General features: G+C 46.8%; 2 rRNA genes. Both read right to left on the bottom strand.

Annotation, left to right across the window (positions count from 1 at the left end):
• Window positions 1-137 (bottom strand): 23S ribosomal RNA (locus tag ACEN4N_RS11460); the annotation flags it as partial.
• A 274-nt stretch (window positions 138-411) separates the two neighbouring features.
• A 16S ribosomal RNA gene (locus tag ACEN4N_RS11455) occupies window positions 412-817 on the bottom strand; the annotation flags it as partial.

The raw sequence follows: 817 nt of genomic DNA, 5'->3' as shown, positions 1-817 counted from the left end.
TAGCTGTTGGGTTCCCCCATTCGGAAATCTCTGGATCTTAGCTTACTTACAGCTCCCCAAAGCATATCGGTGTTCGTCCCGTCCTTCATCGGCTCCTAGTGCCAAGGCATTCACCGTGCGCCCTTTGTTTCTTAACCACATATTTCTCGCGCTATTATTACTTTTTAACTCTGTATTTCTACAGACTCGGTCAATTCTTTGGTTTATGATTTAATTTCGATTAAAATTATATCTTCATTTAAGAAAATTGTTCTAATACAATCTGTCGCATCGACGGATTATATTAGGTGTTGATATTCAGTTTTCAATGAGCTAAGTTTGAATGGTTCCTTGCAGTTAAACAAGAAAACTCACTCAAAACTGAACAAAGATAAAACACTTCATGCTGTAAAAGGTTCCAGTACTCCTTAGAAAGGAGGTGATCCAGCCGCACCTTCCGATACGGCTACCTTGTTACGACTTCACCCCAATCATCTATCCCACCTTCGACGGCTCCCTCCATAAAGGTTAGGCCACCGGCTTCGGGTGTTACAAACTCTCGTGGTGTGACGGGCGGTGTGTACAAGACCCGGGAACGTATTCACCGTGGCGTGCTGATCCACGATTACTAGCGATTCCGGCTTCACGCTCTCGAGTTGCAGAGAACGATCCGAACTGAGAATGGCTTTGAGAGATTCGCTTGCCCTCGCGGGGTCGCTGCTCGCTGTACCATCCATTGTAGCACGTGTGTAGCCCAGGTCATAAGGGGCATGATGATTTGACGTCATCCCCACCTTCCTCCGGTTTGTCACCGGCAGTCTCATTAGAGTCCCCAACC

Source organism: Ruoffia sp. FAM 20857 (assembly GCF_045528645.1).
GTDB lineage: Bacteria > Bacillota > Bacilli > Lactobacillales > Aerococcaceae > Ruoffia > Ruoffia halotolerans.
This window is presented reverse-complemented; position numbering and strand designations above follow the sequence as displayed.